Origin of the sequence: Nocardiopsis listeri (assembly GCF_020741345.1) — a bacterium.
In the GTDB taxonomy this organism is placed as follows: domain Bacteria; phylum Actinomycetota; class Actinomycetes; order Streptosporangiales; family Streptosporangiaceae; genus Nocardiopsis; species Nocardiopsis listeri_A.
Genome location: NZ_DYZD01000456.1, coordinates 1 through 4,862, shown reverse-complemented (window position 1 = coordinate 4,862; position 4,862 = coordinate 1). Strand labels below are relative to the sequence as shown.

Genomic DNA, 4,862 nt, shown 5'->3' with positions numbered 1-4,862 from the left:
GACAACTCCGACGCACTGCGCTGGTTCGAGCTGGAGGAGGCGAACCTGATGGCCGTCGCGAAGGTGACCGCCGACCAGGGCTTGGACGGCATCACCTGGCGGTTCCCCCACGTGCTGAGGCACTTTCCCGTCCACGGAAAGCCGTGGATCAGGATGCTCGGCCACGGTCTGGCGGCGCTGCGGAGAGATCATCACCCCCGGGCCGAGTCCGATCTGTGGGAAGGACTGGGCATGGCCCACCTTCAGGCCGACCGGCCCGACGAAGGCATCGAGCACCACACCCGCGCGCTGGAAATGAGGCGGTCGCTGGGGGACGAACGCGGGGTCCTCATGTCCTCGAACGCCCTTGGCCTGGCCCGCCTACGCGGTCGCGAGCTCGACCGGGCGCGCGAGGACTTCGAAAGCTCCCTCGTTGCCGCCCGAGACCTCGGTGACCGATTGTGGGAGGGGATCGCCTTGGGCAACCTGGTCCGCTGTCTCCTTGAGCTGGGGCAGCGAGAGGAAGCGGTCGCCCTGTCCGACCAGGCTTTGCGCATCCACCGAGAGACGAAGGACCGGGCAAGCGAGTTCGCCTGTCTGAGCGCCGTGAGCGCGGCCCGAAGGGAAGAGGGCCGGGCCGACCTCGCTCTGGCCTTGACCCAGAAGACCTTGGACATCGCTCACGACCTCGACCTCACCGTCTATGAGGGGTTCGCCCACCTGGAACTAGGCCGGGCGCGCGCGATGCTCCACCATCATGAAGAGGCCTTGGCCCGCTTCCACGAGGCGGCGGCCCTGCACCGCGTGATCGGCGAGCACGTCCGTGAAGCCGAGTCCTTCGAGTGCGTGGGCGAGGTCTATCAAGCCCTCGAACGCCCAGATGAAGCGGTGCGCTTCTATCAGCAGGCGGCCAACGGCTATCGAAGGCACGGGGCCAGGTGGAACCTGACGGTCTGCCTAGAACACCTGGCCGGCGTGTTGGAGGTCGCCGGGGAGCAGGACAGCGCCCTCGAACACCGGCGCGAGGCCCTCGCGGCCCTGGACGGATTCACCGATCCCCGAGCCGAGCGCCTGCGCGAGCAGATCATCGCCCACCTGGACAACGCGACCGGCCCCGGGTGGTCTCAGCTCTGATCGAGAAGGTCGCGTACCAAGAGGTGGATATCGGTCCACGGATTCCTGTCCCGTGGACGGGTTCCGACTCCGTGCCGCCTCGCCGGTCGTTCAGTGCGCCCGAGGCGACCGGCCGTGAACCTCCCCAGGTGAGGTTCAGGGCTCGATCGCGATGAAACACCCGACCGGTCGCTACTCGGAGTTCGTGGGCTGTGAGCCACGCCCATCCGAGTGCTTGATGAAGAATGAACCGAAGATACCGACCACACCGATGATCGCGGCCACCAGGAACGAAACATTCGCGCCGTGGACCAGCCCCTGCGCTCCGTACACTTCGGGATCACGAGTGGCCATGGTCATGACGCTGACCAGAACCGCCGTTCCGATCGAGGAGGCGACCTGACGCATGGTGTTGTTCAGCGCCGTCCCGTGGGGGATCAGTCGCTGCGGAAGATGATTGAGCGCCGCCGTGGTCACCGGCATCATGACCATGGAAACACCGAGCATACGCACCGTGTTCACCGACGCGAGGTATGTGAACGACGTGTCCACGGTTAGCACGGTGAGCATGAAGGTGGTGACGGTGAGCAGGGTGAATCCGATGACGGAAAGCCACTTCGCTCCGATGGCATCGAAGATTCTTCCGGTGACCGGCGACATCAACCCCATCACGGCGGCCCCGGGCAAAAGGACCAGACCCGATTCCATCGCGGTGAAGTCACTCATGTTCTGCATGTACAGAGGAAGAATCAGCATGCCTCCGATCATGGTGATGAACACGAGCATCCCCAGTACCGTATTGAGGGTGAACATGGGGTATCGGAGCACTCGGAGTTCGAGGATCGGTTCATCCAGTTTCAGCTGACGCAGGATGAAGAGGACCAGCCCGATCGCACCGATGATCAACGGCACCAGGACCTGGGGGGTCGCCCACCCCGCGTCGCCGACCGTTCCGAACCCGTAGAGAAGGCCACCGAATCCCAAGGACGAGAGGATGATCGACAGAACGTCCAGACGCGGAAAGGTTCGTTCGGTGACGTTTCGAAGGATGAAGTACGCGACGATCAAAACGATGAAGGCGATCGGCAGCATCATGTAGAACAGGACCTGCCAGGGGAGGTGATCGACGATCCACCCGGACAGGCTCGGCCCGATGGCGGGGGCGAAGGAGATGACGAGCCCGAAGGTGCCCATCGCCGTACCCCGTTTGTTCCGAGGGAAGATCGCGAAGAGAATCGTCTGCATCAACGGCATGATCATTCCACCGCTGGCGGCTTGGACCACCCGCCCGAGCAGCAGAACAGGGTAGACAGGGGCCAGAGCGCAGATCAGTGTTCCGGCGATGAAGATCCCCATCGCGGCCAGGAACAGGAAGCGTGTGGTGAAGTTCTGGATCAGGAATGCGGTGATCGGGATCATGATCCCGTTGACCAGCATAAAACTGGTCGTCACCCATTGTGCCGCACTCGCGGTGATACCGAAATCCCGCATGAACGCGGGCAGTGCCGTGTTCAGCAGGGTCTGGTTGAGAATGACGACGAACGCACCGGATACCAATACGGCCAGAACAACGTTCCGGTTCACCGGATTCGGATCGTGCGCGTCAGCCGGTTTTTCGTCCCCGTTCGTCAAGGTGGAATCTTCTCTCATGTGGTCGTTGGTCCCCGGCAGTGTGTCCGCCAGGGTTCCTGTGGTTTTCGGTGGGCAGGTGGCGTCGGCGGGTCGCTCCCCTCGGCCATGTTCCACCGCTCCGTCGTGGGCCCCGTCGTGGGATCACTTTCCACGTCTGTCCGGCTCCGGGACGATGACTCACTGTTCCATCTCCGTGAGGTCTCCCCTCTCCTCCCCCTTCACCGACTCCAGGATGTACCCCGGTCTCCGCAGGTCCGCGCAGGTGAACCGGGCGATGCTCACGTCCGGGTACAACCGCCGAAAGGCGTCCTGCCGCTCACCACGGTCCCTGGCCGACACACGCTGGGTGCCATGTGGCCCGGTCCCATCCTCCTCCCAGATGAGTCGAGCCCCTTCCCACCAGAGGTCCACCACCGTCCCGCCGGCAAGGTCGGTGCAGCGATGCTGGAGTTCGTCGGGCGACAGGCCCTCGCCTAACAGATCGAAATGACCCGGGTCTCCAGGAGTTCTGTCCCCGCTCGTCGGCCGGTTCCCACCATCGGCGGACGCTCACGTACCCGTGCCGTCCCCACATGGCGTGACTCATACCTCCGATGTCCTCTTCCTTGACCCGTTCCTGATCGAGGGTGGAGACCACCAGGCACACGGCGGTCTCGCGGTCCAGGCCCGGCAGGGTGTCGTGCAGGGTCTACCTGGGGCCGGTGACCCTCGGCCCATCGCCGGTTGACGCTCACGCAACGAACCCCTGTCCTTGGGGATCGCCCGAATCGAGCGCCTGACCCAGGAGCAAGCACCCCATCTCTCTCGTTGCCGGACGTGGGGCCCGTCAGCGCAGCCGCGTTCTGGGGCGCTTACTCCGAGCACGGGCGCGTGCGCTCAGAAGCGGCGATGGCGGCACTGGCTGGTACGTGCCCCATCCCAGCGTCCCCAGGAAAAACTCTGCGTCATCGACTCAACCGGGGCGGGAACCGCCACCTCAACCAGGCGATCAACACCATCGCACTGGTACGGATGGCCTATCACACGCCCCCGCGTGCCTATGTCCAACGGCGCACGGGTCAGGGCAAGACCAGCAGGGAGATCCGACGTTGCATCAAGCGCTACACCACGCCTCAGCTATACCGAACCCTGGCCTCACAACGGCTGCTTGACAAGCCGAAGCAGCATCTCATGGGGTGTCGGATCCAGCGGGGCCGAGAAGCGATGGGAACCCCCGGCCCGGCATATCGACACGTGTGGGCCGATCATGCCGTCTGTGTCAGTTAAGTCCCAGGATTCCCTGGTTATCCGGTGGAGCCGACAAGACCTCCTCTACTCGGTCAGGGAAGTCACCCTCCGAAGTGGCCAGCTCAGAGCGTGTTTGAGAAGGGGTAACGGTCCGGGCACTTCGCTCACGCTGCTGCCTTCAGGTCGCGAGCATGGCCACCATGCCTCGACGACCGACCTGCCCCCTGACCTGACCGATGAGCAGTGGGCCCTGATCGAGCCCCTGCCCCCACCGGCCAACACCGGAGGCCGACCCGAGAAGCACCCCCGCCGTGACGTGGTGGACGCGATCCTGTACGTGGTGCGCACTGGTTGCTCCTGGCGGCATCTGCCCGTGGACTTCCCACCCTGGCAGAGGCGTGTACTGGTACTTCTCCGCTGGGAGGAAGCCAAGGTGACCGAGCAGGTCATGGCCGCCTTGCGCCACCGGCCGCGCACCGCTCAGGGGCGCAGTGGCGAGCCCTCGGCGGGAATCATCGACTCCCAGAGCACCAAGGGCGCCGACACCGTCGGCCAGGGCACCCGGGGCTAGGACGCGGGCAAGAAGGTCAACGGCCGCAAGAGGTTCATCGTCACCGACACCCTGGGGCTGTTGCTGGTGGTGTGCGTGATGGCCGCATCCGTCCAGGACCGGGACGGGGCCAGGACCACCTTGTTGAGCCTGTACCTGTGCACACCGGTGCGGTTCGTGTTCGCTGACGCGGGGTTCGCAGGAAGGCTGGTGGCCCGGGCCGAGAGGTTCGTGGCCACAACGGTGCACATCGTGCGCAAGGCTCCTGGCCAGGTGGGGTTCGCGGTGATCCCACGGCGGTGGGTGGTGGAGCGCTCGCCGGCGTGGTTGGCCGCCCACCGGCGTTTGGCCAGGGACTACG

The 4,862-nt window shown here is 64.9% G+C and carries 5 protein-coding genes; 4 read left to right on the top strand and 1 reads right to left on the bottom strand.

The features are described from left to right. On the top strand, window positions 1-1,113 hold a 1,113-nt coding region (locus K8V84_RS24775; protein WP_304079125.1), incomplete at its 5' end, for a tetratricopeptide repeat protein. Between the two features lie 171 nt (window positions 1,114-1,284). Here K8V84_RS24775 and K8V84_RS24770 read toward each other — a convergent pair. Beyond that, window positions 1,285-2,742, bottom strand: coding sequence for an MDR family MFS transporter (locus tag K8V84_RS24770; protein ID WP_304079123.1), 1,458 nt, complete (start codon window positions 2,740-2,742; stop codon window positions 1,285-1,287). A 798-nt stretch (window positions 2,743-3,540) separates the two neighbouring features. On the opposite strand from K8V84_RS24770, the gene K8V84_RS25945 reads away from it, so the two are divergent. From K8V84_RS25945 to K8V84_RS24760, 3 genes are all read left to right on the top strand, one after another. Then, entirely contained in the window at window positions 3,541-3,990 is a 450-nt protein-coding gene (locus K8V84_RS25945) for a transposase (protein ID WP_369696672.1), read from the top strand. Between the two features lie 94 nt (window positions 3,991-4,084). Then, on the top strand, window positions 4,085-4,522 hold the full coding sequence (locus tag K8V84_RS24765) for a transposase (protein ID WP_304079121.1): 438 nt from the start codon (window positions 4,085-4,087) through the stop codon (window positions 4,520-4,522). Between the two features lie 60 nt (window positions 4,523-4,582). After that, window positions 4,583-4,862: transposase (locus tag K8V84_RS24760; protein ID WP_369696669.1), on the top strand; the 280-nt coding region annotated here is incomplete at its 3' end.